The sequence below is a fragment of the Luteimonas sp. WGS1318 genome (assembly GCF_043187535.1).
GTDB lineage: Bacteria > Pseudomonadota > Gammaproteobacteria > Xanthomonadales > Xanthomonadaceae > Luteimonas.
Genome location: NZ_CP171131.1, coordinates 2571101 through 2596623 on the forward strand (window position 1 = coordinate 2571101; position 25523 = coordinate 2596623).

The window sequence follows — 25523 nt, forward strand, 5'->3', positions numbered from 1 at the left end:
AAAAAGGCCGCACATCGTGCGGCCTTTTTTTGGGTGCCGATCGTGATGCCGACCGAAGCGGGACTGCGTCGTCACTCGTCCACGGCCGCCAATTCCACCGGACGACTTCGCCGTCAGATCACAGCCTGCGCACGTGTCCTCCGCGCCGCCGGTTGAACGGCGGCCGGCCGCGCCAGTGCTGGATCAGCAGCCAGCCGAACAGCATGCCGCCGAGGTGCGCGAAATGGGCCACGCCCGAACGCGTACCGGTGATGCCCAGCACCAGCTCGACCAGGCCGTAGACGATCACCAGCGTGCGTGCGCGCATCGGGATCGGCGGAAACAGCAGCATGATCCGCTGGTTCGGAAACAGCAGGCCGTAGGCGAGCAGCAGGCCGAACACACCACCCGAGGCGCCGAGGGTCGGATACGGAAACGCGCCCTGCGCCAGCGACCAGGTCACTACGGCCAACTGGCACAGCCCGGCACCGACCACGCACACCAGGTAATAGGTGACGAAGCGCTTCGTGCCCCAGGTGTATTCGAGCTGGGAGCCGAACATCACCAGCGCCAGCATGTTGAAGATCAAGTGCGCCAGATTGCGCGGATCGTGCATGAAGCCGTAGGTCACCAACTGCCAGGGCTGGAAGCCGAGACCCCCGGCGTCGGCGCCGCCGAACGGCCACAGCATCATCGGCGCCAACGCGCCGCCGATCGCCAGTTGCAGCAGGAAGACGACGACATTGATGGCCAGGATTACTTTGACGGCCTGCGGCAACCTCGGAAACATCCGGACTCCTCGTTCTTGACGCGCATGATACCGGGCGCCCGCACCAGGAATGTCAGCGCCGTGTCATCACGTCGCAGGTGGTCCCCACAACACCGCGTCCAGCGTGTCGGGCGCATCGGCCGCCGGCATGCGCACGCGGCCATTGGTCACGACGACGCCTTCCCGCCGCAGGCGACGCACCTGCTCGTCGAAGCCGGGTGACGCACGCGGGATCGCGATTGCGCCGTCACTGCGCACGATGCGGTGCCAGGGCAGCGCCGGGTCGTGATGCTCGCGGAGCACACGCGCCACCATCCGCGCACGGCCGGGCAGGCCCGCCCGTCGCGCGATGTGACCGTAGCCGGCGACCTGACCTGCGGGCACCGCCCGGATCGCGGCCAGGATGCGGGCGACCGGATCGGACAGCGGCGGTGTCGGGGGCGTGGCCATGGTGGAAGCTTAAGCCTGTGCTGATGGCGGCGGACGGCCACCGGCGCTCGATGTATCCGCGTGCCTCGGCCCCGAGATCGGCCCCGCCACAGAGTGGCGCGGGCCGCACCAGCGCCACCGGCACGGAAGATGCCCGCCGCCACTGCGGGCGCGCATGCGCGGCCGGCTTCGTGCATCCGGCGCGGGTACGCTGACACGGGTCGATACACGCCGCATCGACCCGCGTGTGCGACGCCGCCCAGACGCCGGGCGACCCTGGATGCTCGCGCGGACAGCCACGGCCGCGGGAATCCGCGGCGGCCCTTCGCCGGCGCAGAGCCCGCCAGCCCGTGCGCACGAATGTGAGGTGCACGCACGATGCCGCCAGGCCGACGCCACGACGACGGCGTGTGGGCCACTCTGCTGCGTCCGTGCCGCAGACCCGGCGGCCCAAACCCGCGTGTGTCGTCAGACCCAGCCGGCCTGATGGAACAGGCGGAACAGTCCGTAGGCGATGCCGCCCGACATCGGGATCGTCAGGATCCAGGCCCAGATCATCTTGTTGACCACGGTCCACTTGATCGCATTGAGGCGCTTGGCGGTGCCCACGCCCATGATCGCGGTCGAGATGTTGTGCGTGGTCGACACCGGAATGCCCAGCGACGACGCGGCCAGGATCACCGACGCGGCGCTGGTCTCGGCGGCGAAGCCGTGGATCGGATGCAGCTTGACCAGCTTGTGGCCCAGCGTCTTGATGATGCGCCAGCCGCCGGCCGCGGTACCGGCCGCCATGACCACGGCGCAGGTGATCTTGATCCACAGGTCGATGTCGCCTTCGGCCAGCGCGGCGTCCGAGGGATGCAGAAAGGCCAGCCACGCCGGCAGGTTGTCCAGCGTGCCCACGCTCTGCGCGCTGACCAGCGTGAGCGCGACGATGCCCATGGTCTTCTGCGCATCGTTCATGCCGTGCGCGAAGCCCATGCCGGCCGCCGAGACGATCTGGCTCTTGCCGAAGAACGCATTGACCCAGCGCGGCCGCGCGATGCGCGCGAGCACGCCGCCGCTGCGCGCCATCATCGAGATGCCGAAGAACAGCACGCCCATCATCAGGAAGCCCGCGGTGAACCCGAGTACGGGCGACGTGACCATCGGCACGATCACCTTCCACAGCACGCCGGCGCTGTGCCACACCGGCTGCGCCGGCTCGGACCAGATCACCACGTCGAAATTGTTCGACGCCGCGGCCAGCGCGGCGCCGATCAGGCCGCCGATCAGCGCGTGCGACGACGACGACGGCAGGCCGAACCACCAGGTGATCAGGTTCCAGATGATGCCGCCGAGCAGCGCACACAGGATCAGCTGCGAGCCGACGTCGACGACGCCGGCGTCGATCAGGCCCGACGAGATGGTCTTGGCCACCGCGGTGCCCATCAGCGCGCCGATCAGGTTCATCGAGGCGGCCAGGCCCACCGCCTGCATCGGGGACAGCACCTTGGTCGCGACCACAGTCGCGATGGAATTGGCGGTGTCGTGGAAGCCGTTGATGTATTCGAACACCAGCGCGGTCGCGACCACGATCAGCACGAGGGTCAGCATGATCGGGGCCCGTCAGGAATTCTTGAGCACGATCTCGTAGGCGACCACGCCTGCCTCGCGGCAGCGGTCGATCGCCTTTTCGAGGATCTCGAAGAACTCCTTGAGCAGGAACATCTGCAGCGGATCGAGCTTGCCCGAGTAGATGTCGCGATAGAGCTCGAGCATCAGCCGGTCGGCCTCGTTCTCGAGGGCGCGCAGCTCGTCGTTGAGCGCCTTCATCGGCTCGAGCTTCATGCTGCGCAGGGTGCGCACCATCGTCACCACCACCGCCGACGCCTGTTCGAGCATCGCCGCGCGCGGCGCGAAGTCGATGTGCTCCAGGTGCTGGGTGGCCAGCGAGTAGCGATCGGCGAACTTCTCGATCTGCTTGGGAATCTTGTACAGCGCCGATCCCAGTGCCTCGATGTCCTCGCGCTCGATCGGGGTGATGAAGCTGTCGACCAGGGCCTGGCTGATCTTGTCCGAGGTCTCGCGCTCGCGCATGCGCGCCAGCTTGAAGGCGTCGAGCGCCGGCTGGCGGTCGGCCTCGCGGAGCATCGTGTGCAGGGCCTTCGCACTGTCGTGCGCGGCCACGGCTGCTTCTTCGAGCAGCGTATAGAACTGGTTGCCTTGGCCGAACATCGTCTGCAGGGAAAACATGGCGCCGCCTCGTCATCCGCCCGCCCGCGGGATCGGGCGCTTGCGCTGGGCGCGGATTATGACGGTTATGACCGTTTCATGACACTTGTATGTAGCCGACTGGACGTGCCGGCCTGCGCCGGTCGTCACGGAGCCACCTGCTATAGTCCGGGCCGCGCCTCCCTGCGCTGTTCATCTTCACATGGACGACGACTCTAGACCGCCCCCGTTCCTGCCTGTACCCCGGCCCCCGACCGTGACCAGGCGCGTACCGCCCCGCCCCCGTATCTGACCGCCTTGCCGGGCTCCGCGCCGTGCGGAAGGACGCCCGATGCTTGAGCTGATCCTGATCGTGCTGGCCCTGATCGCCTGCAACGCGTTCTTCGCGTTGTCGGAGATGTCGGTGGTCACCTCGCGCAAGCCGCGCCTGAAGCAAATGGCCGGCGAACACCGCAGCGCGCGCGCCGCGCTGGACCTGGCCGAGCATCCCGAGCGGTTCCTGTCGACAGTGCAGGTCGGCATCACCCTGATCGGCATCCTCACCGGCATGTACGGCGGCGAGGCCATTGCTGCCTCGCTGGGCGCGTGGCTCACCCAGACCGTGCCTGCGATGCAGGCGTCGATGCCGGTGGTCAACGTGAGCTGGGGCGAAGCCACCGGCAAGGTGCTGGCGATCGGCCTGATCACCTACCTGACGATCGTGCTCGGCGAGCTGCTGCCCAAGCGGCTGGCGCTGCTGGCGCCGGAACGCGTGGCGTCGGTCATCGCGCTTCCGATGCACGGCCTGTCGCGGCTGGCCACGCCGGTGGTGTGGCTGCTCAGCGCCTCGGTGCGCGTGCTGCTGCGGCTGCTGCGCCTGGACAACACCCAAGCGGCCAACGTCACCGAAGAAGAGATCCGGCTGCTGGTGTCGGAGAGTCACGAACAGGGCGTGATCGACACCGACGAACGCAACATGGTCAACCGCGTGCTGACCCTCGGCGACCGCGAGGCCGAAAGCCTGATGACGCCGCGCACCCGCATCGCCTGGCTCGATGCGGCGGCGGGCTTCGAGGACAACCTCGAGCGGATGCGGGCCACGCCCTATTCCCGGTATCCGGTCTACCGCGGCAACGACGCCGACGTGGTCGGCGTGCTGGAGATCAAGTCGCTGATCGATCGGCTCGAGGAGCGCGAGTTCGACCTGTTCAAGTACCTGCGCGAACCGTTGTTCGTCTCCGAATCCACACCGGCGATGAAGCTGCTCGAGATCCTGCGCGAGAACCAGCAGTCGCTGGCCCTGGTGGTCGACGAATACGGCGACATCGCCGGCATGGTGACGGTCAACGACGTGATGGAAGCGGTCATCGGCCGCACCCAGAGCAGCGGCGTGGACGCCTCGCCGCTGGTGGTCGTGCGCGACGACGGCTCGCTGCTGGTCGATGGCAGCCTGGGCAGCGAGCCCCTGCGCGAAGTGCTCGGCGTCCACGTGCTGCCGGGCGAGGACGAGCACATCTTCCATACAGCGGCCGGCATGACCATCGCGCAGTTCGGACGCATTCCCAACGTCGGCGAGTCCTTCGACTGGCACGGCTGGCGGGTGGAGATCGTCGATCTCGACGGGCCGCGCGTGGACAAGCTGCTGCTGCAGCGCCTGCCCGGTGACGAGGTCGTCGACGATGACGACTGAGCCGCGGCACGGCCGCGGCCGCGAGGAAGCCAGCACGCGGGAGCTGCTGGCGGCGATGTCGTTAGGAGATCCCGGCGACCAGTTGCGGCTGCGCGACCTGCTCACCGGCCTGGGCAAACGCGTGTTCGGCATGATGCTGTTCGTGGCGACGCTGCCGGCCTTCATTCCGGTGCCGGGCGTCGGCGGCGCGGTGGGCGGGCCGCTCGTGGTCCTCGTCGGCGTGCAATTGCTGCTGGGCCTGCGCAAGCCGTGGCTGCCGCGGTTCCTCGCCGAGCGCGGGCCGCACCGGCGCGCGGTGCAGCGCTTCGAGCACGTGCTCGAACCCTGGTTCCGGCGGCTCGAACGGGTCAGCCGCCCGCGCCTGTCGGGCGTGCTCGATCACCGCGCCGCGACCATGTTCACCGGCCTGCTGCTGGTGCTGCTCGGCGTGCTGCTGGCCCTGCCGATCCCGTTCACCAACTACGTCTTCGGCCTGCTGCTGCTGGCGTTCGCGCTGGGCCTGCTCGAACGCGACGGCGCACTGCTGATCGGCGCATGGGTGGCCGGCGTGATCGCGATCGCGGTGTTCGGCGTGCTCAGCGGCGCGCTGGCGGCGGCTGCGACGGAGTGGCTCGGCCGGCTCTTCTGACCCCCGCCGGAGGTCGTCCGGCGCAGCGCTGCTGCGCGACGCCCCTCAACGCAGCAACGCGTCGAACTCGCGCGCCGTCACCGGGTGGCCGAACCAGTAGCCCTGACCGAGGTCGCAGCCGCGTTCGCGCAGCACCTGGAACTGGCCGTGCTTCTCCACCCCTTCAGCAACGACGGTGATGCCGATCGAATGCGCCATCGAGATGATCGCGGTGGTCAGGGCGAGATCGTCAGGATCGCGCAGCACGTCGGCGACGAAACTGCGGTCGATCTTGACCCCATCCACCGGCACCCGGCGCAGGTGACTCAGGCCGGAGAACCCGGTGCCGAAATCGTCGAGCCACACCTTCACGCCCAGCGTACGCAGCGCGCCGAGCAGCTCGCCGACCCGCGCCTCGTCGCCGATCACCGCAGTCTCGGTGAGTTCCAGATGCAGATGCCGCGCATCGAGTCCGGACGCCGCCAGTGCGGCCTCGACCTCGTCCGCGAACTGGCCGCTGCGCAGCTGGCGCGGCGAGACGTTGACCGAAACGAACAGCGCCTCGGCCGCGGGATAGGCCTGCTGCCAGGCCCGCGCTTCGTGGCACGCGGCCTCGAGCACCAGCGGGCCGATCACGTCGATCAGACCGCTCTGCTCGGCGATGTCGATGAAGACCGATGGTGCGATCGCCCCGAGGTCCGGATGCTGCCAGCGCAGCAGCGCCTCGACGCCCACGAGCCCGCTGTCCTCCATCCGGACCACCGGCTGGTAGACGAGATTCAGTTCACCGCGCTCCCAGGCGCCGCGCAGCTCGTGCTCGAGGTGCACGCGTCGCTCCAGCGCCTGGTCCATCGCCAGGCTGTACACGCTGAAGCGGTTCTTGCCCGCGAGCTTGGCGTGGTACATCGCGATGTCGCCGTTCTTGAGCAGCATGCCGGCCGTGGCCGCATCCTCGGGAAACAGCGTGATGCCGATCGAGATGCCGAGAAAGACCATGCGCCCCTGGACGTCGATCGGCCGCGAGACCTCCTCCACCAGGCGCGCGGCCAGGGTTTCGGCCATCTGCCGCAGATCCTGGTCGCCGCCCTCGGGCAGCTGCAGCAACACCACGAACTCGTCGCCGCCGAAGCGCGCCAGCAGCGCGTCGGGAAAGCCTTGGTCGTCGACTGCTGCCGCGATGCGCGCGGTGAACTGGATCAGCACCTCGTCGCCGACGTCGTGGCCGAGGGTGTCGTTGACCCGCTTGAAGTCGTCCACGTCCGCGAACAGCAGCGCGAGCCGGCCCGATGCGCCCTGCATCTCAAGCAGCCGCAGGTCCAGCGCCTCGCGCAACGCCAGGCGGTTGGCCAGTCCGGTCAGCGGGTCGGTGTAGGCGATGCGGCGGATGTCGCGGTCGTGCCGCGCGATGCTGTCGCGCATGCGGTCGAAGGCGCGCACGAGTTCACCGATCTCGTCCTGACGCCCGTCCACCTGCACCGCGGGCGCGTAATTGCCCGCCTCGATCTGCTGCGCCGCCTCCGCGAGTTCGCGGACCGGGCGCACGAGGCGCCGCTGCAGGATCAGTGCGATCGCGGCACCCATCGCGACGAGCACCAGCAACACCGCGCCGATCGTCCACAGGTCGCGCCGCGCGATGCGGTCGAGCTGCGCGCCCATCGACGCGGCCATGGCGGACTCGTCGCCCTTCACCGAATCCAGCGAATAGCCGATCCGCACGCCGCCCAGGCGCTGGTCGCCGATCCAGATGGGAACGGCGACGTCGAGCCTGTGCCCGTCGCTCTGCATGTGCCGGCCGCGCGCGGCGACGGCCTCCGCAGCGAAGGCGTCGTCCATGCGCCGGCCGTAGATCGCGATATCGCTGCTGCCGTCGTGGACGACGTTGCCCGCCGCGTCGAAAACGATGACGTAGGCCACGTCCGGTTGCTGCAGCACGTTGCGGACCGCGCCGCCCATCGCGTCGAGATCGAAGTAGTACAGCGGGTTCACCAGCGCATCGGCGAGCTGGACCGAGATCGCTTCACCGCGCGCCAGCACGCGTTGCGAGGCCAGCGCATGCATCGAGCGCTGGCTGAGTTCCAGCACCTCGGCCCGGGTGCGCTGCTGCTGGTGGAGCACGAATCCGATCGCCGCCAGCGCGACCAGCAACGCCCCCAACGCCATGGCGACGAAACTCGCCTGCAAACCCACCCGCACCTTCACTCGACCTCCGTGGCGACGCGCAATGCGCCGTCGCGAAGGGCGTCGAGCTCGGCGCGCGTGCGCGCATCCACCGACAGGAACGCCGTGGTGCGGAAGAACTGGGCCATCGCCTCGGCCGCGGCGGGATCCCGAGCGGCCTCCAGCAACACCTCGCGCAGGCGCTCGGCGACCCGCGGCGACAGGTTGCCGCGCACGAGTTCGAGCGCGCGCGGGAACTCCGGGCTGCGGGCGAAGATGACGAAATCGCCCTTGAAGGAATCCGGCACGCGCCGCGGGTTGCTCCAGTCGATGTTGCTCAGCGCGCCGACATCGACCAGCCGCTTGTGCACCCACGACGAGGTGTTGAATTCCGAGCGCGCGAACAGGTATCCCACCGATCCGGCCTCGGGCTCGTCCTGGGGTGACAGCAGGATCTCCAGCGACAGGCCCTGCGCCAGCAGTTCGGCGGCGGGCACGAAGTACGCACTGGCCGACTGCCGGTTCTGGAACGCGATGCTGCGCCCGGGCAGATCGTCGAGCGACACGATTCCACTGTCGCGACGGGCGAAATAGACCGTGTGGTAGCGGCTGACCCCGTTGCGCTCGGTCAGCAGCAACGTCCGCGCGCCTGCCCGGGCTTCGAGCAGCATCGCGCTGCTGGCGGTCTCGGTGACCCAGTCGACCCGGCCGCGGCGCAGGTAGCTCTGCATCTGCTGGGTATCGCGGGCCATCAGCACCCGCCCTTCGGTGATGCCGACATCGCCCATCCGCGCGACCACGTAGTCGAGCAGCGGCTTGAGCTGTTCGTAGTGGGCCTTGGGATCGTCACTGATCCGGCCCAGCACCAGCACGTTCGATGGCGATTCCGCCTGTACGGCCGTCGATGGCACGACCAGCGCGAACCCCAGCACCACGATGACGAGCCAGCGGCGGATCGGGCGGAGAATCAAGGAGGATCCGCTGAACAGGTCAGGCAAGAGCCTAGCCCAAATTGCCGGCAAGACAACAGCCGCGCTGCACCTCAGTGCGGGTCCCGCCCGGCCAGGCGCGCCATGCGCTGGGCGTCGGCCAGGACACCGCGCAACAGGCGGATCTCGTGGCTGTCGAGCCCGGTGCGCACGAACAGCCGCCGCAGCTTGCGCATCGCCGAATCCGGCGTGCGTCCCTTGTGGAAATCGATCGCCTCGAGGGTGTCGGCGAGTTGCGCGAAGAACCCCTCGAGTTCGGCATGTGGCGCGGCGTCGGGCATCGCCGTGGCCACCGGAGCCGCGGCGGCCCCGCCGAGCAGCGCCATGCGCACTTCGTAGGCCAGCACCTGCACCGCCGCCGCGAGGTTCAGCGAGCTGTAATCCGGATTGGCGGGGATGTGCACGGCCGCATGGCACAGCTGCAGCTCCCCGTTCTCGAGACCGGTGCGTTCGCGGCCGAACACCAGCGCGACCTCGCCGCCGGCGACCGCTTCGGCGTGCACCGATGCGGCGGCCGTGCGCGGGTCCAGTTCGCGCAGCTGCACCCGCCGGCTGCGCGCCGTGCAGCCCAGCACCAGCCGGCAGTCGGCGACGGCCTCGGCCAGGGTCTGCACCTCGACCGCCGCGGCCAGCACGTCGTCTGCACCGGCCGCCATCATGTCGGCTTCGTTGTGCGGGAACTTCTGCGGGTCGACGAGCACCAGGCGGGTCAGCCCCATCGTCTTCATCGCACGCGCGGCCGAGCCGATGTTGCCCGGATGCTGGGTGCCGACCAGCACGATACGGATGCGGGATTCGACGCCGGAGGTGTCGGCGGTCGTGGTGTCGGTCTCGGAGTTCAGGGGCGCTTGCATGGCGCGAATGGTAAACTGCCCGACCGGCCCCGCGCCGGCACCGCTCTTTCTTCCCTCGAATCCTTCTGCGCCCGGAGCCGTCCGCGATGCTTCAACCTGCTGTCAACATCATGGTCAAGGCGGCACGTGCCGGCGGTGGCGTCCTGCTGCGCAACATGCACAAGCTGGATGCGCTGAACGTTGTCGAGAAGGCCCGCCACGACTACGCCAGCGAAGTCGACGGCCTGGCGGAAGAAGCGATCGTCAAGGAACTGCGCCGCGCCTATCCCGAGTACGCCGTGCTCGGCGAAGAAGGCGGCGCCAAGCCCGGTCGCGGCGGCCAGACCCGCTACACCTGGGTCATCGATCCGCTCGACGGCACCAGCAACTACCTGCGGGGCCTGCCCCACTGGTGCGTGTCGATCGCGCTGGTCGAGGGCGGCGAGCCGCTGCATGCGGTGATCTTCGATCCGCTGCGCAACGAGCTGTTCACCGCCACGCGCGGTGCCGGCGCGCAGCTCAACGAACGTCGCATCCGTGTATCGGAGCGCCGCGAGCTGACCGGCGCGATGATCAGCACCGGCTTCGCGCCGCGTGAGCGCAAGCGCATCGGCGCCCAGCTGCGCGCCGTCGAGGCCGTGCTCGAATCGGCCGAGGACGTGCGCCGCACGGGGTCTGCCGCGCTGGATCTGGCCTACGTCGCCGCGGCCCGGACCGACGGCTACTTCGAGGCCGGCGTGCACCCATGGGACATCGCCGCTGGCGTGCTGCTGGTCCGCGAGGCCGGTGGTCGTGTCAGCGACTTCAAGGGCGCGAGCCTCGGCCCGATGAATGTCGCCTTCGCCGGCGGCCGGCAGGTCGTGGCCGGCAACGTGCACATCGTCACGCCGCTGCAGAAGACCCTGGTCGACGCCGGTTACGCGAAGGAGTTTGGTTAAGAGCTGGGGATTGGTGATTCGGGATTCGTAACAAGCAGAGGGCCGCGCATTGCGCGGCCTTCTGCTTTTTGGGCGTCGCCTGACGTGCAGGCTGCGCGGTTATGCCGAGCGCCCCCCGGGGAGTGAGGCCGTGTGCGGATGCGCGCCGGCCGAGGGACGCGTGCATCGGCATGGGAGCCACTGAACGCGCCTGCCTGATCGTTGCGGGGACGCGGGCGTCGCGTGTCTTCGATCGATGAACGCAGACGACACTGGATTCTCGCGTTCCCCGGAATGAAGGGGGAAGCGCAGACGTGTCCGGCACTTGCGGGGACGACGGAGGCCAGACCCGGACAGCAGAAGGCCGCGCAATGCGCGGCCTTCTGCTTTTACGAATCCCGAATCCCGAATCCCGGCCTCACTCACGGCCGCCGCGCCAGCGCCTCTTCGTCGCGGGCCTTGGGCAGCAGATCCTGCTTGGTCACACGCAGCACGCCATAGGTCAGCAACGGACAGGCGATGAGGATCGACGACAGCGTGGCGACCACCGCGCCCAGCATCTGGGTCAGCGCCAGGCCTTCCAGCGAGCCACCGCCGTAGAGGAACAGCGCGAACACCGACAGGAAGAACACCAGCGAGGTGATGATCGTGCGCGACAGGGTCTGGTTGATCGAGCGGTTGAAGACCTCCAGCGGGTCGGCGCGCATGCCGCGGAAGTTCTCGCGGACGCGGTCGAACACCACGATCGTGTCGTTGATCGAGAAGCCCATCACCGACAGCAGGCCCGCGAGCACCGTGAGATCGAACTCGCGGCCGGTCATCGCGAACAGGCCGGCCACGACCAGTACGTCGAACAGCGTGGTGATGCTGGCGACCACCGCGAACTTCCATTCGAAGCGGAAGCTGATGTAGAGCAGGAAGCCCACCAGCACGAAGATCGCCGCGTAGATCGCGTTCTGGCGCAGGTCGCCGCTGACCTGCGAGCCGATCGACTCGGTGCTCAGCACCTGCGCCGGATTGTCGGGCGTGGACGCCGCCTCCAGCACGTGGCGCGACAACTCGTCGTTGTCGTTGACGTGGGCGATGTCGTCGGCCGCGCGCACGCGGATCAGCAGATCGTTGCCGCTGCCGAAGGTCTGCACCTGGGCGTTCTGCACCTCGGCCGCCTGCAAGCGCTCACGCACCTCGTCGACGCTGACCGGCTGGGCAAAGCGCACGTTGACCGCGGTACCGCCGGTGAAGTCGAGCGCGAAGTTGAAGCCCTTGGTGCCGATCACCGCGAGCGCACCGAAGAACGCGAGCGCGGCGATCGTGATGAACACGTGGCGGAACCGCATGAAATCGATGCGGGTGTTCGCGGGGACGAGGGACAACGGGAAAATTTTCATGGGGTCTCTCCCGTCAGATCGCCAGGGACTTGAGCTTCTTGCGCGGGCCGTAGACCAGCGTCACGAGCGCGCGCGACACGATGATCGCGGTGAACATCGAAGCGATGATGCCGATCACCAGCGTGACCGCGAAGCCCTGCAGCGGACCGGTACCGAATGCGTAGAGCGCCGTGCCCGCGATGATGCCGGTGAGGTTGGAGTCGAGGATCGTGTCCGACGCCTTCTCGTAGCCGGTGACGATCGCCGCCTTGGGCGGCATGCCGGCGCGTAGTTCCTCGCGGATGCGCTCGTTGATCAGCACGTTGGCGTCCACCGACAGGCCGATCGACAGCGCCAGACCGGCGAAGCCGGGCAACGACATCGTGGCGCCGAACAGCGACATCACCGCGACCACGATCAGCAGGTTCAGGATCAGCGCCAGGCAGGTGACGATGCCGAACACGCGGTAATAGAACATGAAGAACACAAGGGTGAACATGAAGGCGTAGAGCACCGCGGTGATGCCGCGCTCGACGTTCTCGGCACCGAGGCTCGGGCCGACGACGCGCTCTTCGACGAAGTCCATCGGCGCGGCCAGCGCACCGGCCTTGAGCTGGCGGGCGAGATCGTTGGCTTCGTCGCGGCTCAGGCCGGTGGTCTGGAACTCGCGGCCGAATACGCCGCGGATCGTCGACGAGCTGATCACGCGTTCGACCGAACGCGCGGAACGCACTTCCTCGCCGTCGACGATGCGGACGGTGGGGATGCGCTCGACGTAGACGATGCCGAGGCGCTGGCCCACGTTCTGCAACGTGTGGTCGAGCATGCGCTTGCCGCCGGCGCTGTTGAGCGTGATGCCCACGGCCGGGGTGCCGGTCTGCGAATCGGTCTGCGGGTTGGCGTTGATCAGCTGGTCGCCGGACACCAGGATGCGACGCGACAGCAGTAGCGGCCGACCGGTGTCGTCGTAGTAGATGCGCGAATCGGCCGGGATGTTGCCCGAAGCGACCGCGGCGGCGGCCTGGTTCTCGTCGCCGGTGACGGCGCGGAATTCCAGCGTCGCGGTCGCGCCGATCAGGCGCTTGGCCTCGGCGGTGTCCTGCAGGCCGGGCAGCTGGATCACCAGGCGGTCGTCGCCCTGGCGCTGCAGCACCGGCTCGGAGACGCCGATCGAGTTGATGCGGTTGGAGATCACCGTGCGGTTCTGCTCCACGGCGTCGGTGGCGATGCGCGAGATCTCGCCCTGGGACAGACGCACCGTCAGGCGGTTGCCGTCGACGAGGATCTGCGGCGCGCTGCCGCCCATCGCCTGACCCGAGACGCTGGCCAGACTGCTGGCGATCTCGGTCCGCGCGCGGTTGACGTCGGCGCCTTCGAGCAGCACCACGCCGATCGTATTGTCGGGACGCCGCTCGACGCTGGAATAACCGACGCGGGCATCGCGCAACACCGTACGGATGCCGTCTGCATAGCCTTCCACCCGGGTCTGCAGTGCCGCGGCCTGGTCCACCTGCATGACGAAATGCACGCCGCCCTGCAGGTCCAGGCCCAGCGACATCGGCGTCGCGCCGAGGTTCTCCAGCCAGTCCGGCACGGTCGAGGCGAGGTTCAGCGCAACCGAGTAATTCTCGCCGAGCACACCGCGCAGGGTGTCGGACGCGCGGGTCTGCGCATCCGAATCGGCCAGGCGCACGAGCAGATGGTCCTCGTCGATCTCCGTGCCCACCGGCGTGACGCCGGCCTCCGCCAGCAACCCGTCGACCTGCCGACGCAGCGCATCGTCGATGCGTGCCTCGCTGGTGCTCGGCGTGATCTGCACCGAGGGATTCTTCTGGTAGGCGTTGGGCAACGCGTACAGCGCGGCCAGCACCAGCACCACCAGGATCAGGGCGTATTTCCAGCGGGGAAATTCAAGCATTGCCTTGCCTCGGGCGCCGCGCGTGAGCCGGCGCCGGGAGAGATGACGAAAAAAGCGGAATCCGGCCTCAGGCCGACTTCAGCGTGCCCTTGGGCAGGACGTTGCCGATGGCGCCCTTCTGTACGCGGATCTCGACGCGGTCCGCCACTTCGACGGTGATGAAGCTGTCACCGATCGCGCGGATGGTGCCGGCGATGCCGCCGTTGGTGAGCACTTCGTCACCGACCGACAGCTTTTCCAGCATCGCGCGGTGTTCCTTGGTGCGCTTCATCTGCGGGCGGATCATCAGGAAGTACATGATCGCGATCAGGATGATCGGGAACGCCAGCGTCGACAGCAGGCTCGGGCCGGGGGCGGCGCCAGCGGCGGCGGCGTGGGCGGGAGCGATCACAAGGTCCAGCAGATTCATCGGAGCATCCGTCAGGCGAAAAACAGCGGGCGATTATGCCACGACCCGGCCCCGGCACAGGATCGGCCGGTCTGGAGCGCGTGGCGGCGATGTGGGCGGCGCCGGACCGCGGGGCGGCCGGCCGATCGGGTCAGGGCGCGTCGGTCCCCTGTCGCGCCGCATAGAAGGACTCGCGGAAGGCCGAAAAGGTTCCCGCGGCGATCGCGGCGCGCATGTCGGCCATGAGCGTCTGGTAGTACCAGAGGTTGTGCAGGGTGCCCAGCATCGGGGCGAGCATCTCGCCGCAGCGGTCCAGATGACGCAGGTAGGCGCGGGTGAAGCCGCCGCTGCAGGCCTCGCAGCCGCAGCCCTCCTCGATCGGGCGCAGATCCTTCTCGAACTTCGCGTTGCGGATGCGGATCACGCCGGTGGAGGTGAAGAAGTGCCCGTTGCGCGCGTTCCGGGTGGGCATGACGCAGTCGAACATGTCGACGCCGCGCGCCACGGCTTCGACCAGATCCTCCGGACGGCCCACGCCCATCAGGTAGCGCGGGCGGTCTTCCGGCAGCTGCGGCGCGGTGTGGTCGAGCATCGCGTTGCGCTCGTCCTCGGTCTCGCCGACCGCGAGGCCGCCGATCGCGTAGCCGTCGAAGCCGATGTCCTTCAGACCCTCGGCCGATCGCGTGCGCAACTCGTGGTGCACGCCGCCCTGCACGATGCCGAACAGCGCCGCGTCGTTGCCTTCGTGCGCGCGCTTCGAGCGCGCGGCCCAGCGCAGCGACAGCTCCATCGATTTTTCGACCACGCGCGGATGCACCGGCTTGCCGTCGATCTGCACCGGCGGGCACTCGTCGAAGATCATCACGATGTCCGAATCGAGCACCTTCTGGATGCGCATGCTCTCCTCGGGGCCGAGGAACACTTTCGCGCCGTCCGTCGGCGCGGCAAAGGTCACGCCTTCCTCGGTGATCTTGCGCTTGTGCGCCAGCGAGAAGACCTGGAACCCGCCGGAATCGGTGAGGATCGGCTTGTCCCAGCGCGCGAAGCCGTGCAGGCCGCCGTGCGCCTCGATGACGTCCAGGCCCGGGCGCAGATACAGATGAAAGGTGTTGCCGAGAATGATCTCCGCGCCCAGCGCGCGGATCTGGTGCGGCAGCACGCCCTTGACCGTGCCGTAGGTGCCGACCGGCATGAAGGCCGGGGTTTCGATGCTGCCGCGTGGAAAGGTGATGCGGCCGCGCCGCGCGGCACCGTCGCTGCCGAGCAGCTGGAAGGTCATTCTGGACATCGCGATAGTATGACCGACGGTCCGCACGCCCCGCTGCGGCAAGGCGCACCGATGCCGGGTGTCCGATGGGTTGCGCTGCTCCTGCTCGCCGTCACGTCCACTGCCGTCGCCGGCGGGATCGACACCGGCGCCGCGTGCCGCGACTGGCGCCAGGTCCCCGTACCGGCCGCGCATGCAGGCGCCGCGCCCGAGGCATGCAGCGCGCAGGCGCTCTATTACGGCGCCGATGGCACGCGCGGCGATCCCGTGGCCGCGCGTCACTGCGCCTACCGCGAACGCGGGCTCGGTACGGAGACGGTCTCCTGGGACGCGCTGTTCGGCGGCAGCGGTGTACTGATGATGGTGTACGCCAACGGCGAAGGCGTGCCGCGCGACCTCGCCCTCGCCCGCCGCTTCGCCTGCGAGTACGGCGGTGCGCCGGCCGAGCTGCACGGCCGCCTGGCGCATCTGCAGGCCATCGCCGACGCCGGGACCGGCAGGCTCGACATCTGCGACCACATCACCAGCGGCATGATGGCCGGTGTCTGCGCCCGCCGTGACGCCGGCTTCGCCCGCGTCGTCCGGGACCGGAAATGGCAGACCCTGCAAGCCGACTGGACACCAGCACAGCACGTGGCCTGGCGTTCACTGCGCGCGGCCGCGGACGCCTATTTCGATCACGCCGGCCGCGACGAGGTGGACCTCGGCGGCACCGCGCGGGGCGCCTTCGCGGTGCAGGCCCGGGAGGCCCTGGAGAGCCGCCTGATCGAGGACGTGGGCGCCTTCGAGCGTGGCGGACGACCGACGCAGACCGCGGCCGACCTGGCCGCACTGGACCGGGAACTCAACGCGGTGTACCGGCGGACGCGTGCGGACCTGCAGGCCGGTGCGGCGGCTCACGAATACAGCCTGTTCGGCACCGTCGACGCGGACGGCGTGCGCGAGACCCAGCGCGCGTGGCTGCGCTACCGCGAGGCCTGGGTGAGCTTCGCCGCGACGCGCTGGCCGGACGCCGCGGCCGATGTCTGGCGTGCCTGGCTCACCCACGCGCGCACCGGCGCACTGGATGCGATCACCGGAGACCCGTGACACGCTTGATCGGTGGCGTCGGGGCAGCCCTCGGACCGCGTTCGCAGAGCGGCTGAATCACCGTCCTCGCCCTGGTCAAGGCCGCGAAGCGCGGACGCAGCCGCCCCCGGTGTCCAGGCTTGGCTCAGCCCGCCGGCTCGACCGCCTGGCGCCCGGCCTCTGCGCCCCACAGCAGCATCGCGTCGCCGTAGGAGAAAAACCGGTAGCGCGCGCGTACTGCGTGGTCGTACGCGGCGAGGATGCGCGTCTTGCCGGCGAACGCCGACACCAGCATCAGCAGCGTCGATTCGGGCAGGTGGAAGTTGGTCACCATCGCGTCGACGCTGCGGATCCGGTAGCCGGGGAAGATGAAGATCCGCGTCTCGCCGGCGAAGGGATGCAGTTCGCCGTCGACGCTGGCGCTTTCCAGCGCACGCACGACCGTGGTGCCGACCGCAATCACGCGGCCGCCCGCCGCGCGCGTGCGCCGGATCTGAGCGACCAGTTCGGCGCCGACGTTGAGCCACTCGCTGTGCATGCGGTGCTCGCGGATGTCGTCGACACGCATCGGCTGGAACGTGCCGGCACCCACGTGCAGGGTGACGTGCCCGAACTGCACGCCCCGCGCGCGCAGCCGTTCGAGCAGTGCATCGTCGAAGTGCAGGCCGGCCGTCGGCGCGGCCACCGCACCGACCTCGCGGGCGAACACGGTCTGGTAGCGCTCGGTATCGTCCTGGCCGGGTTCGCGGCGGATGTAGGGCGGCAGCGGCATCTGCCCGGCGCTCAGCAGCCAGGATTCCAGTGCATCGTCGACCTCGAACCGCAGGTGGTAGAACCCGTCGTCGCGCGACAGCACCTCGGCCTCGCCGCCGCCGTCGAGCACGATGCGCCCACCGGGTTTCGGTGATTTGCTCGCGCCGATCTGCGCACGCGCTTCGTTGCCCGGCAGCAGACGCTCGATCAGGATCTCGACCCGGCCGCCACTGGCCTTGTGCCCGAACAGCCGCGCGGGAATCACCCGCGTGTCGTTGAACACCAGCAGGTCGCCCGGCTGCAACAGGTCCGGCAGGTCACGGACATGGCGATCGCCGAACCCCGCCTCGCCCGGCGGCACCAGCAGCAGCCGGCTGGCCGAGCGTTCGGCCAGCGGCGCCTGCGCGATCAGCGCCTCGGGCAGCTCGAAATGGAAGTCGGACTTCTTCAAGGCACGTGCAGGGAAATGCGGGCGGACATTGTAATGAAGAAGCCGGCCGCCCCTGATCGCCCGTTGCCTGCAGCCCCTGTAGGCACGCGCTCGCTCGGATAGATCGACCCCTCCGCTCCGATGCCACAGCGCCCGCACGCCTGTGTAGGGGCGCGCTGGCGCGCGAACCGCTCTCCCGGTAGATCCCGATCGCGCGCGAGCGCGCTCCGACAGGGGTGTTCTCGCTCGAACCTGGGCGACCGCACCGCCCCGAACCGTAGCGCCGGCACCCCCGTGTAGGGGCGCGCTGGCGCGCGAATGGCTTTCCCGGTAGATCCCGATCGCGCGCGAGCGCGCTCATACGAGGGGGTTCTCGCTCGAACCTGGGCGACCCCCACCGCCCCGAGCCGCAGCGCCCGCACGCCTGTGTAGGAGCGCGCTGGCGCGCGAACCGCTTTCCGGTAGTCCCGATCGCGCGCGAGCGCGCTCCTACAGGGGTGTTCTCGCTCGAACCTGGGCGACCGCACCGCCCCGAACGGCAGCGCCCGCACGCCCATGTAGGAGCGCGCTGGCGCGCGAATGGCTTTCCCGGTAGATCCGGATCTCGCGCGAATGGCCGCCCCTGCCCCCTGACGCTCGCAGCGTTCCTGGCAGCGCCCATCGCGCGACCGGGCGCCGAATGCCGCCGGCGACTACCGCTCGAACTTGGTCGACAGCACGATCGCCGAGGTCGTGCGCTCCACGCCCTCGATGCAGCCGATGCGGTCGGTCAGCGCATCCATGTCGGCGACCGTCGGCACCACGCCCAGCGCGATCAGGTCGTAGGGGCCACTGACGGAATGCAGGGCGCGCACCGCGTCGAGCGCGCGCAGCGCGGTCACCACCGGCGTGAGCTGGCGCGGGCGCACGGTGATCATGATCTGGGCGCGGATGTGGCCCTGCTCGAAGTCGTCGCGCACGCGCACCGTGTAGCCGGTGATCACGCCATCGCGCTCGAGCCGTTCGATCCGGCTCTGCACCGTGGTGCGCGACAGGCCCAGCCGGCGCGCGATCTCCGCCGTGGACAGGCGGGCGTTGTCGCGCAGCAGGGTCAGCAGGCGGACGTCAGGAGACTCGATGGACATGAGGGCGATGGCTTCGGCGATCCGCCGAAATTCTACGTGGCGATCGGCGATCCGTCGCTTCCGGCCGACAGGGGCGTCCACATAATGGAACGACCGCCGGCCCGATGCCGCGGCGTTCCGGCCCGGCCGGACGCCGTCCGGAGACCCGCCCGGCCCTCCCGACGTCCCAAGGAGCGTTCCATGTCCGTGATCGAGATCCTCGCCCCCCTGCGCGCACACGGCGGCCAGCGCCGCACCACCGGCTTGCCGGACGACGTGCTCACGCGCTTCGCCGCGACGCATCCCGACCTGGTCGAGGCCGCACGCGCGGCGGCCGAGGCCCATGCCGCGCTGGGCGACGACTTCGCCGACCTGCTCGATCTCGACGAGGACGCGCAGGCGCGCGCCGTACAGGCGGGCTACGTCAATTTCTACCAGAGCGACGCCGTGAACCCCTATGTCGCGCTGGCCGCGCGCGGGCCGTGGATCGTCACGCTCAAGGGCGCCGTGCTCCACGATTCGGGCGGCTACGGCATGCTCGGCTTCGGCCACACGCCCGCGCCGGTCATCGAGGCGATGGCACGCCCGGTGCCGATGGCGAACATCATGACCCCGAGCCTGTCGCAGCTGAAGCTCGACCGCGCCCTGCGCCGCGAGATCGGCCACAGCCGCGACGGCGGCTGTCCCTTCAGCCATTTCCTGTGCCTGAACTCCGGCTCCGAGTCGGTCGGCCTGGCCGCACGCATCGCCGACATCAATACGCGCACCCAGACCGATCCGGGCGGCCGTCATGCCGGCCGCACGATCAAGCGCGTCGTCGTCAAGGGCAGCTTCCACGGCCGCACCGAACGCCCGGCGCTGTATTCCGACTCCTCGCGCGCCGCCTACAAGAAGTACCTGGCGAGCTTCCGCGACGAGGACTCGCTGATCACCGTGCCGCCCTACGACGTGGACGCGCTGCGCCAGGTATTCGCCGACGCCGATGCCAACGGCTGGTTCGTCGAGGCCGTGTTCCTCGAGCCGGTGATGGGCGAAGGCGACCCCGGCCGCGCGCTGCCACCGGCGTTCTACGCCGCCGCGCGCGAACTCACCCGCGCCCACGACAGCCTGCTGCTGGTCGATTCGATCCAGGCCGGCCTGCGCGCGCACGGCGTGCTGTCTGTGGTCGACTATCCCGGCTTCGAAGGCCTCGACGCGCCGGACATGGAAACCTATTCCAAGGCGCTCAACGCCGGCCAGTACCCGCTGTCGGTGCTCGCGGTGACCGAGCGCGCCGCGCAGCTCTACAAGAGCGGCGTCTACGGCAACACGATGACCGCCAACCCGCGTGCGCTCGATGTCGCCTGCGCGGTGCTCGCCCAGCTCACGCCCGCGATGCGCGGCAACATTCGCGATGCCGGCCGCAAGTCGGTCGAGGCGCTCGAAGCGCTGAAGGCGGAACTCGGCGGGCTGATCACCAAGGTCCAGGGCACCGGCCTGCTGTTCTCCTGCGAACTCGCGCCACAGTTCAGGTGCTACGGCGCCGGATCGACCGAAGAGTGGCTGCGCGAACACGGCCTGGGCGTGATCCACGGCGGCGCGAACTCGCTGCGTTTCACGCCGCATTTCGCCATTGCCGATGACGAGATCGCGCTGATGGTGGCGATGGTCGGCAAGGCCCTGCGCGAAGGTCCGCGGCTGACGGAAGCCGCAGCCGCCTGATAAGGTCGCGGCCCCGCGCGGCCGGCCCCGGTCTGCGACCGCCGGGCGCAGCCGCGGTGTCGATGCCGCCGCGGGCGTCCGGAGGACGTGCACCGTCGCGATCGAGCCGCGTCTTTTCACGACAGCGTGGTGACCATGATTCGACGTTCCGCCCTGCTCGCACTTCCGTGTGCGGCGTTTCTTCTGTCTGCCTGCAGCAGCCTGCCGTCCGCAGAGGCCGCAGCGTCTCCGGCCGATGCCGTCCTGCTCGGCCGCCTGTTCGACGCCCGCGCGGGCGCGGTGATCGACCACGGCGTGGTGGTGATCGCCGGTGAGCGCGTGCGCTGCGCCGGTGCGCGCGACACCTGCACCTGGGACGCCACCACCCCGCAGCACGACTACGGTGACGCCCTGCTGCTGCCGGGCCTGATCGACCTGCACGTGCATGCACGGCCGCATTACATCGGCGCGTTCGTCCCCTCCGGCGTCACCACGATCCGCGATGCCGGCAACACGCTCGACACGCTGGCACGCCTGCGCACGACATCCGGCGCGCCGCGCCTGTTCGCGACCGGCCCGCTGCTCGACGGCCCGGTCAGTGCGCTGACGCCCCAGGGGCCGGCTCCGTTCGATGCCGCGACGCTCGGCGGCCAGCCTGCCATCACGCTGGCATCGCCGGCCGACGCGGACACGGTGATCGACGCGCTCGCCGAGGCCGGCGTCGACTGGATCAAGCTCTACGAACAGCTGTCGCCCGAGGTCTTCGATGCGGCGCTGCAGGCCGCCGCGCGCCACGACCTGCCGGTGATGACCGATCTCGGCACCATGCTGACACGCGGCCTGACCGGCGCGCAGGTCGATGCGCGCCAGGCTGCGGCATCGGGCGTCGTCACGCTGGAACATCTGGGCGGCGCGGCACTGGCCTACGAACGCATGGGCGGCGATCCGAATGCCGAGACGCTGGACCCGGCACTGCTCGACCGGATCGTCGCGGACCTCGCGCAGTCCGGCGTTGCCGTGGTGCCGACGACCGGCAATGGCGCGCAGTTCTCCGCGCCCGACAGCCTGCCGCGCGACGACCTGCCGGGTGCCGCGCTGATGGCCACGGATTTCGCCGGCTACTGGTCCCATCTGTCCCGCGTGCTCGGCGATCCCGAGGTGCAGGCACTGACGCGCAGCGATCAGCGCCTGATGCGCGCGTTGCTGCCGCGCCTGCTCTCCGCCGGCGTGCGTGTCGGTGCCGGCTCGGACCTGCCCGCCGCGCCCTACATGCTGCCCGGCCCTGCGCTGCACCAGGAACTCGACGCGCTGGTGCGGACCGGCCTGACGCCGGCGCAGGCGCTGCAGGCCGCGACCCACGTCGCCGCCGACATCCTGGGGCAACCCGACCTCGGCCGGCTCGAAGCCGGCGCACGCGCCGACGTGCTGGTCGTCGCCGGCGATCCGCTGGCCGACATCCGCGCGACGCGTCGGATCGAGGCGGTGTGGACGGACGGCACGCGCGTGGATCTCGCGGCCGCATGGCACACGGTCGAGGACGCGCTGGATGCAGCCCGTGCCGAGGCCCAAGCCCAGGCCGAGGCCGAGGTAGAGGCCGACTCGACCGACGAAGGCTGAGATCCGGTCGCGGGATCACGCGCAGCATGGCGCGCGCGTGATCCCGACGATCCCGGCGACAACGCGGACGATGCGCCCCAGCCCGCCCGGCGAGCCGCACACCATCGCCGAGGGCGCACGTAGCCGCGGCACGGACCGACATCGACACGGGCGGCATGCCTTCGCCGGGAGCTGACCGGTCGGCAGTGCGTCCCGCATCGCCGCAGGTAGCCTGCCCGCACCCGTGGCATGGACGCCTCTGACGATGTCGATCCGCCGAGTCCCGCATCATCCCGACGGCCCCGCCGCCGCCCGCCGCGCAGGCGACCGAGATCCCCATGCGCTGGCCGCGCTGCTGACCGCGCTGCTGCTTCCGGCCCTGATCGCCCTGTGCGTGATCGCATGGCGCGCCGCCGTCGGGCCGGCGCCGTCGAGGCCGCCGATCGTCGTGACCCGACTCGTGTTCGTGGACCCGCGGCCGCCTGCGTCTGCGATCGTCCTGCCGCCGTTGATCGATGCGGCCGCCGCGTCGACGCCCACCCGTGCGCGCCCGTCGCCCGCCGCAGCGTCATTGCCGATCGAAGCGGCCGTCGAGCCGTCGGCGCCTGCGGAGGCGCCCGCCTCGACCGCGACGCACGCGTCCGGTGTGCTCGACTACGGCAATCTGCTCGGTGTCGACGCCGCACCCGTCACCATCGGCGACACGCTGCCGTGGGCACGCAGCCCCGCGCGGCAGGACGCCCGGCCCGAGCGGTTCCGCATGCGTCGCCAGGTGACGCCCGAGGACGTCGTGCGCGGCTTCGCGCAGCTGGTCGGGCTGTGGCCGCCCGGCTACACCGACAGCCCCTGCCCCACCCTGCAGCGGACGATCCACGATCTCGCCGGATCGAGCGCGTTGACCGATCGCGAACACGTGTTGCTGCAGGACGCGGTCGCGGCCCGCTCGCGCTACTGCGGATGACGCATCGCCGGCCCGCGGGCGCGCTGGAGGCGTCGACGCGGGCTCAGCGCGCCGCCTCGAACGCGCCCACCGCGGCGCGCATCAGCGCCCGCGCCTCGGCCGCATCGCCCCAGCCCGAGAGTTCGATGCGTTTCCCGCCGGCCGGCAGATCCTTGTAGACCCGGAAGAAGGCTTCGATGCGGTCGCGCTCGATCTGCGACAGGTCGGTGATCTCGCGCAGGTCCGCGTAGGTCGGATCCACGTCGTCGGCCGGCACGCCGACGATTTTTTCGTCCGCGGCGCCGCCATCGCGCATGCGCAGCACGCCGAGCGGACGGAAGCGGATCAGCACGCCCGGATACAGCGGCGCGCGGGTGATCACCAGCGCATCGAGCGGATCGCCGTCGCCGGCCAGCGTGCCCGGCATCGCGCCGTAATTCGCCGGATACGTCATCGGCATCGACAGGAACCGGTCGACGTGGATCAGGCCGTCGTCGTCGGCCTCGTACTTGGTGAATCCGCCGGCTGGAATCTCCACCAGAAGCCGCGCCTGGGCGGGCGCATCGGCAGGCTGTGCGGCCTGCATCGGATTGGCGGCATGGGCATGCGATGCGGCGACGCTCGCCAGCAGCGCAAGGCCCACGCCACACAGGATGTGCACATGCCGGCTCATCGCGTCACTCCCAACACCGGTCGGCACGGCCCTTGAGCGTGGCCGCACGCGCGCAGTCGCGAGGTGCGATGCGGCCCTCGGTGATCTCGTGCAAGGTGCGCGCCGCAGGCGTTGCGCCGCGCAGTTCGAAGGCGTCGTACAGGCGCCCGGTCGCGGTGCGCGATTCGTAGTGCAAGGTGTCGCCGTCGATACGGATCACCTGGAACAGCTGGGTGTCCTCGGCGGTGGGGTCCATGTCGCGACGCGCATCGTCGCCGAGACGGTACTGCTTGGCGCCGACGACGGATACCAGGTACTGCGGTGTCGGCCGCGCGGCGTCCTCGCCGGGCCGGCGACCATAGACATGGTCATGCCCCTGCAGCACCAGATCGACCCGGCGCCGCTCCAGCACCGGCAGCACGTGCTCGCGCAGCAGCACGTTCTCGCGGTCCTGCCGCGGTGAATACATCGGCTGGTGGATCAGCGCGATCGACCAGCGGTGCGGATTGGCCGCCAGCGTGCGGTCGAGCCACGCCGCCTGCGCTTCGGCCGTGCCGAGGTCGAGCGCCGATGTGCCGTCGAGCACGACGACGCGCACGTTCTGGTAGTCGAACCAGTAGGTGGTCGGCTCCGCGCCGGCCGCGCCGTTGGCCGGCAGCGCGAACGTGCGCGTCCAGTGATCACCGAGCACGCGGCGCTCCTGCGGCGTGTCCTCGAACTCTTCCCAGTATTCGTGGTTGCCCGGCGCCGGCGCGTTGACCACCATCGTCGCCAGCGGCCCGACCGCGTCGAACCACTCGCCCCACTCGTTGTCGTCCTCGCCGTCGCCGCCGCTGACCAGGTCGCCTGCGAACAGCGCGAGCCTGGCATCGGGTGCATGCCGGTGCGCCTCGCGCAGCACCCGCGTGCTCAGGCTGGCGTTCTTGTTCTGGGTGTCGCCGAAATACAGCAGCGTCAGCGGCGCATCCGCCGCGGCCGCGGTGCGGGTGTGCATCCACGGGCTCCAGGTGCCACCGCCCTGCACGCGCCAGGCGTACAGCGTGTCGGGCTGCAGGCCGTCGACGTCGGCGCGGTGGAAACGCGCGGCACCGTTCTCGCCGTCCAGCGCGGCACTCCGCGACGCGACACGGCGCCGCTCGCCCATGTCGGGCGAATCGCCGGCGACGACGATCTCCAGCACCGGGGCATCGACCGATGTCGCCGTCCGCCACGACACCCCGAAGCCGGTCGCGGCATCCTGCGCCGGCGAGGCGACGATGCGGTCGGGAAACACGCTCGGCGCGTAACGCAGCACCCCGGCAGGCACCAGCGTGTTCGGTTCCACCTCGGTCTTGACCACGGTCTCGGCCAGGGCCGGCAGCGCGAACAGCGACGCCGCGAGCAGACAGGCGCCGAGCGGGAGCAGGCGCGGCGCACGCGCCGGGGACACCACGTGTTTCATCTGCAGAACTCCTGTTGGACGCATGCACGGGCATCGCACCGTTCACGGTGCGCGGCGGCGTCTCGATGATGGCCCGGCGCGCCGGTCGGCGCACCGCCGAAGACCCGATACACACAACGGTCATGCGTATCGCGGCGAACCCGCATGGTGTCGACCGCAGGTTGCAGACGTGTTGCACCGCGCGGTCCGCAACGTGGCTGACGCATTCCGTCCATGTCGCTGTCATCGACGCTTCCCAGACTGCCGCCCCGGGGAAACGGAGCGTCACCGCACGCCTCCGGCGACGCAGGCCCATGCCGCCGCGTCGACACGACGAACGCCTCTGCACCGCAGCGTCGCCGTGCCCCGCACCGCCGC

Annotated in this window: 22 protein-coding genes; 7 read left to right on the top strand and 15 right to left on the bottom strand. The window is 69.8% G+C overall.

Features of this window, described 5'->3' with window-relative positions; all coding sequences use genetic code 11:
- Window positions 1-118: 118 nt before the first annotated feature.
- From ACF3M1_RS11760 to ACF3M1_RS11775, 4 genes are all read right to left on the bottom strand, one after another.
- Entirely contained in the window at window positions 119-769 is a 651-nt protein-coding gene (locus ACF3M1_RS11760; RefSeq protein WP_394000858.1) for a rhomboid family intramembrane serine protease, read from the bottom strand.
- A 66-nt stretch (window positions 770-835) separates the two neighbouring features.
- On the bottom strand, window positions 836-1198 hold the full coding sequence (locus ACF3M1_RS11765) for an MGMT family protein (protein ID WP_394000859.1): 363 nt from the start codon (window positions 1196-1198) through the stop codon (window positions 836-838).
- A 447-nt stretch (window positions 1199-1645) separates the two neighbouring features.
- Window positions 1646-2773, bottom strand: coding sequence for an anion permease (locus tag ACF3M1_RS11770; RefSeq protein WP_394000861.1), 1128 nt, complete (start codon window positions 2771-2773; stop codon window positions 1646-1648).
- Window positions 2774-2785: 12 nt separating this feature from the next.
- Window positions 2786-3412 carry a DUF47 domain-containing protein gene (locus ACF3M1_RS11775; protein WP_272761865.1) on the bottom strand — a complete coding sequence of 209 codons (627 nt, stop codon included), beginning with the start codon at window positions 3410-3412 and terminating at the stop codon, window positions 2786-2788.
- A 310-nt stretch (window positions 3413-3722) separates the two neighbouring features.
- Between ACF3M1_RS11775 and ACF3M1_RS11780 the strand changes: the two genes are divergently transcribed.
- Complete coding sequence (locus tag ACF3M1_RS11780; protein ID WP_394000863.1) at window positions 3723-5060, top strand: hemolysin family protein; 1338 nt, start codon at window positions 3723-3725, stop codon at window positions 5058-5060.
- Window positions 5050-5688, top strand: a complete 639-nt coding sequence (locus tag ACF3M1_RS11785) for an exopolysaccharide biosynthesis protein (protein ID WP_394000865.1) — start codon at window positions 5050-5052, stop codon at window positions 5686-5688. The genes ACF3M1_RS11780 and ACF3M1_RS11785 overlap by 11 nt, the downstream gene beginning before the upstream one ends.
- Before the next feature lie 45 nt (window positions 5689-5733).
- Here ACF3M1_RS11785 and ACF3M1_RS11790 read toward each other — a convergent pair whose 3' ends face one another.
- The 3 genes from ACF3M1_RS11790 to ACF3M1_RS11800 form a co-directional block, all read right to left on the bottom strand.
- Window positions 5734-7827, bottom strand: coding sequence for a putative bifunctional diguanylate cyclase/phosphodiesterase (locus ACF3M1_RS11790; protein WP_394005256.1), 2094 nt, complete (start codon window positions 7825-7827; stop codon window positions 5734-5736).
- Between the two features lie 35 nt (window positions 7828-7862).
- Window positions 7863-8762 carry a phosphate/phosphite/phosphonate ABC transporter substrate-binding protein gene (locus ACF3M1_RS11795; RefSeq protein WP_394005257.1) on the bottom strand — a complete coding sequence of 300 codons (900 nt, stop codon included), beginning with the start codon at window positions 8760-8762 and terminating at the stop codon, window positions 7863-7865.
- Window positions 8763-8866: 104 nt separating this feature from the next.
- Window positions 8867-9667, bottom strand: a complete 801-nt coding sequence (locus ACF3M1_RS11800) for an RNA methyltransferase (protein ID WP_394000867.1) — start codon at window positions 9665-9667, stop codon at window positions 8867-8869.
- An 86-nt stretch (window positions 9668-9753) separates the two neighbouring features.
- Here ACF3M1_RS11800 and ACF3M1_RS11805 point away from each other — a divergent pair, with 86 nt between their 5' ends.
- Window positions 9754-10584, top strand: a complete 831-nt coding sequence (locus tag ACF3M1_RS11805) for an inositol monophosphatase family protein (protein WP_394000869.1) — start codon at window positions 9754-9756, stop codon at window positions 10582-10584.
- 401 nt (window positions 10585-10985) lie between these two features.
- Here the strand turns inward: ACF3M1_RS11805 and secF are convergent, their stop codons facing one another.
- From secF to tgt, 4 genes are all read right to left on the bottom strand, one after another.
- The gene (gene secF, locus ACF3M1_RS11810) at window positions 10986-11951 is read right to left on the bottom strand and encodes a protein translocase subunit SecF (RefSeq protein WP_394000872.1); all 966 of its coding nucleotides are present in this window, start codon (window positions 11949-11951) and stop codon (window positions 10986-10988) included.
- A gap of 13 nt (window positions 11952-11964) precedes the next feature.
- The gene (gene secD / locus ACF3M1_RS11815; protein WP_394000874.1) at window positions 11965-13848 is read right to left on the bottom strand and encodes a protein translocase subunit SecD; all 1884 of its coding nucleotides are present in this window, start codon (window positions 13846-13848) and stop codon (window positions 11965-11967) included.
- A 67-nt stretch (window positions 13849-13915) separates the two neighbouring features.
- On the bottom strand, window positions 13916-14257 hold the full coding sequence (gene yajC / locus ACF3M1_RS11820; protein ID WP_394000876.1) for a preprotein translocase subunit YajC: 342 nt from the start codon (window positions 14255-14257) through the stop codon (window positions 13916-13918).
- A 130-nt stretch (window positions 14258-14387) separates the two neighbouring features.
- Window positions 14388-15524 (bottom strand): tRNA guanosine(34) transglycosylase Tgt, encoded by a 1137-nt coding sequence (gene tgt / locus ACF3M1_RS11825; RefSeq protein WP_394005258.1) that lies wholly within the window; start codon window positions 15522-15524, stop codon window positions 14388-14390.
- Between the two features lie 51 nt (window positions 15525-15575).
- On the opposite strand from tgt, the gene ACF3M1_RS11830 reads away from it, so the two are divergent.
- A complete protein-coding gene (locus ACF3M1_RS11830) occupies window positions 15576-16592 on the top strand; it encodes a lysozyme inhibitor LprI family protein (protein WP_394000878.1) in 1017 nt (338 codons plus the stop codon).
- A gap of 124 nt (window positions 16593-16716) precedes the next feature.
- On the opposite strand, the gene queA is transcribed toward ACF3M1_RS11830, so the two are convergent.
- Window positions 16717-17775 carry a tRNA preQ1(34) S-adenosylmethionine ribosyltransferase-isomerase QueA gene (gene queA / locus ACF3M1_RS11835; RefSeq protein ID WP_394000881.1) on the bottom strand — a complete coding sequence of 353 codons (1059 nt, stop codon included), beginning with the start codon at window positions 17773-17775 and terminating at the stop codon, window positions 16717-16719.
- A 671-nt stretch (window positions 17776-18446) separates the two neighbouring features.
- Window positions 18447-18878: an Lrp/AsnC family transcriptional regulator gene (locus ACF3M1_RS11840; RefSeq protein ID WP_394000883.1), complete on the bottom strand. Its 432-nt coding sequence runs from the start codon at window positions 18876-18878 to the stop codon at window positions 18447-18449.
- A 180-nt stretch (window positions 18879-19058) separates the two neighbouring features.
- Between ACF3M1_RS11840 and ACF3M1_RS11845 the strand changes: the two genes are divergently transcribed.
- From ACF3M1_RS11845 to ACF3M1_RS11855, 3 genes are all read left to right on the top strand, one after another.
- Window positions 19059-20558, top strand: a complete 1500-nt coding sequence (locus tag ACF3M1_RS11845) for an aminotransferase class III-fold pyridoxal phosphate-dependent enzyme (RefSeq protein WP_394000885.1) — start codon at window positions 19059-19061, stop codon at window positions 20556-20558.
- A gap of 135 nt (window positions 20559-20693) precedes the next feature.
- Entirely contained in the window at window positions 20694-22154 is a 1461-nt protein-coding gene (locus ACF3M1_RS11850) for an amidohydrolase family protein (protein ID WP_394000887.1), read from the top strand.
- A gap of 244 nt (window positions 22155-22398) precedes the next feature.
- Window positions 22399-23094, top strand: coding sequence for a hypothetical protein (locus tag ACF3M1_RS11855; RefSeq protein WP_394000889.1), 696 nt, complete (start codon window positions 22399-22401; stop codon window positions 23092-23094).
- Between the two features lie 43 nt (window positions 23095-23137).
- Here ACF3M1_RS11855 and ACF3M1_RS11860 read toward each other — a convergent pair whose 3' ends face one another.
- Together ACF3M1_RS11860 and ACF3M1_RS11865 are read right to left on the bottom strand one after the other, a co-directional pair.
- Window positions 23138-23746: an inorganic diphosphatase gene (locus ACF3M1_RS11860; protein ID WP_394000891.1), complete on the bottom strand. Its 609-nt coding sequence runs from the start codon at window positions 23744-23746 to the stop codon at window positions 23138-23140.
- Between the two features lie 4 nt (window positions 23747-23750).
- Entirely contained in the window at window positions 23751-25166 is a 1416-nt protein-coding gene (locus ACF3M1_RS11865; RefSeq protein WP_394000893.1) for a metallophosphoesterase, read from the bottom strand.
- Between the last annotated feature and the right edge of the window lie 357 nt (window positions 25167-25523).

Excerpts from the sequence above, each read along its gene's own strand:
- ACF3M1_RS11840 (WP_394000883.1), bottom strand. The coding sequence starts at position 18,878 with ATGTCCATCGAGTCTCCTGACGTCCGCCTGCTGACCCTGCTGCGCGAC.
- ACF3M1_RS11865 (WP_394000893.1), bottom strand. The coding sequence starts at position 25,166 with ATGAAACACGTGGTGTCCCCGGCGCGTGCGCCGCGCCTGCTCCCGCTC.
- yajC (WP_394000876.1), bottom strand. The coding sequence starts at position 14,257 with ATGAATCTGCTGGACCTTGTGATCGCTCCCGCCCACGCCGCCGCCGCT.
- ACF3M1_RS11855 (WP_394000889.1), top strand. The coding sequence starts at position 22,399 with ATGTCGATCCGCCGAGTCCCGCATCATCCCGACGGCCCCGCCGCCGCC.
- ACF3M1_RS11760 (WP_394000858.1), bottom strand. The coding sequence starts at position 769 with ATGTTTCCGAGGTTGCCGCAGGCCGTCAAAGTAATCCTGGCCATCAAT.
- ACF3M1_RS11770 (WP_394000861.1), bottom strand. The coding sequence starts at position 2,773 with ATGCTGACCCTCGTGCTGATCGTGGTCGCGACCGCGCTGGTGTTCGAA.
- ACF3M1_RS11860 (WP_394000891.1), bottom strand. The coding sequence starts at position 23,746 with ATGAGCCGGCATGTGCACATCCTGTGTGGCGTGGGCCTTGCGCTGCTG.
- ACF3M1_RS11780 (WP_394000863.1), top strand. The coding sequence starts at position 3,723 with ATGCTTGAGCTGATCCTGATCGTGCTGGCCCTGATCGCCTGCAACGCG.
- ACF3M1_RS11850 (WP_394000887.1), top strand. The coding sequence starts at position 20,694 with ATGATTCGACGTTCCGCCCTGCTCGCACTTCCGTGTGCGGCGTTTCTT.
- secD (WP_394000874.1), bottom strand. The coding sequence starts at position 13,848 with ATGCTTGAATTTCCCCGCTGGAAATACGCCCTGATCCTGGTGGTGCTG.
- secF (WP_394000872.1), bottom strand. The coding sequence starts at position 11,951 with ATGAAAATTTTCCCGTTGTCCCTCGTCCCCGCGAACACCCGCATCGAT.
- ACF3M1_RS11805 (WP_394000869.1), top strand. The coding sequence starts at position 9,754 with ATGCTTCAACCTGCTGTCAACATCATGGTCAAGGCGGCACGTGCCGGC.
- ACF3M1_RS11790 (WP_394005256.1), bottom strand. The coding sequence starts at position 7,827 with ATGGCGTTGGGGGCGTTGCTGGTCGCGCTGGCGGCGATCGGATTCGTG.
- ACF3M1_RS11845 (WP_394000885.1), top strand. The coding sequence starts at position 19,059 with ATGTCCGTGATCGAGATCCTCGCCCCCCTGCGCGCACACGGCGGCCAG.
- ACF3M1_RS11785 (WP_394000865.1), top strand. The coding sequence starts at position 5,050 with ATGACGACTGAGCCGCGGCACGGCCGCGGCCGCGAGGAAGCCAGCACG.
- ACF3M1_RS11765 (WP_394000859.1), bottom strand. The coding sequence starts at position 1,198 with ATGGCCACGCCCCCGACACCGCCGCTGTCCGATCCGGTCGCCCGCATC.
- ACF3M1_RS11775 (WP_272761865.1), bottom strand. The coding sequence starts at position 3,412 with ATGTTTTCCCTGCAGACGATGTTCGGCCAAGGCAACCAGTTCTATACG.
- tgt (WP_394005258.1), bottom strand. The coding sequence starts at position 15,524 with ATGTCCAGAATGACCTTCCAGCTGCTCGGCAGCGACGGTGCCGCGCGG.
- ACF3M1_RS11800 (WP_394000867.1), bottom strand. The coding sequence starts at position 9,667 with ATGCAAGCGCCCCTGAACTCCGAGACCGACACCACGACCGCCGACACC.
- ACF3M1_RS11830 (WP_394000878.1), top strand. The coding sequence starts at position 15,576 with ATGCCGGGTGTCCGATGGGTTGCGCTGCTCCTGCTCGCCGTCACGTCC.